This window comes from Streptomyces durbertensis (assembly GCF_014156695.1).
Lineage (GTDB): Bacteria > Actinomycetota > Actinomycetes > Streptomycetales > Streptomycetaceae > Streptomyces > Streptomyces durbertensis.
The window spans coordinates 1-1,215 of sequence record NZ_WMLF01000791.1; the positions used below are offsets into that span (position 1 = coordinate 1).

The 1,215-nt window shown below is 75.3% G+C and carries 1 protein-coding gene; it reads right to left on the reverse strand.

What is annotated here, in order from left to right:
* On the reverse strand, window positions 1-1,215 hold a 1,215-nt coding region (locus GL263_RS26845; protein ID WP_182858326.1), incomplete at both ends, for an MFS transporter.

Here is a 1,215-nt window from a genome sequence, read left to right on the forward strand (position 1 = left end):
TGTGGGCTCGTGGGCTCGGAGTTGTGTATATGAGACAGGCGTGGTCGCGAAGTGGGCTACGCCGGGGACGAGGAGGCAGAGCAGGCTGGAGGCGGCGACCAGCGCGGCGCCGGCGAGGAGCGTGGTCGTCGCGCCGACCCACAGCACCAGCGGGCCGACGAGGGCGAAACCGACCGGCAGCAGCGCGTACGCGCCCAGCTGGTCGAGGGCGAAGACCTTGCCCAGCACCGTGTCGGGGAAGGCGCGTTGCAGGGCCGAGATCCAGTAGACGAAGTAGATCTCCACGGCGAAGCCGCCCAGCGCGAAGCAGAGCACGACGACCGGCAGCGGGAACGGCACGGCGAGGCTCAGCGGCACCAGGGCGTAGCACGTCAGCAGGAGCATCGACACCCGGCCGCGTGACCTCGGCCGCCAGCGGCCGGCCAGCACGATGGCCGGCAGCGCGCCGAGTCCCATCGCCGCGAGCACGACGCCGTAGGCGAACTCGCCGCCGAAGTCCTCCCTGGCGACCAGCGGCAGCAGTGTCAGCGCGGGCGCGGTGCCCGCGAAGAGCTGGAGGCAGACCGTGCCCATCACGGCCATCACCCAGGGGCGTTCGCGGACCGCCCGCACGCCGTCGGCCGCGTCCGCCAGCACCGCCTTGCGGCCGGCGCGGCTCGGCGTGGTGTCGTCGAGCCGCAGCATCACCAGCGCGCCGAGTGCGAAGACCGCGCTGGTCGCCAGCAGCGCCGGCCGCACCCCGACCAGCGCCACCGCCGTGGCGCCGACCAGTGCGCCCAGCACCGCCGAGCCGCGCTGCGCGGCGGAGACGAGCGCGTTGCCGCGCTCCAGCAGCTCCTGCGGCAGCAGGTTCGGCACGAGGGAGCGGGAAGCCGGGCGGGACAGCGCCTCCGCCGCCCCCACCAGCGCGGTGACCAGCGGCAACGCCGCCAGCGGCAGCGCGCTCAGCGACAGCGCCACCCCCAGCAGCAGCACGGCCCGGAAGGCGTCCGCGCCGATCAGAACCCGCGAGCGCCGGACCCGGTCGGCGATGGCACCGCCCACCAGCAGGCAGACGACCAGCGCCACCGCCCGCCCGGCCAGCACCAGTCCGACGTCGGCGGCCCCGCCGCCCTCCCGCAGCACGTACAGGCTGAGCGCGACGGGCAGCACCTGGTCGCCGACGGCGCCGCTGGCGAGGCTGGCCCACAGCCGCAGGAAGCGCGGATGCCCGCG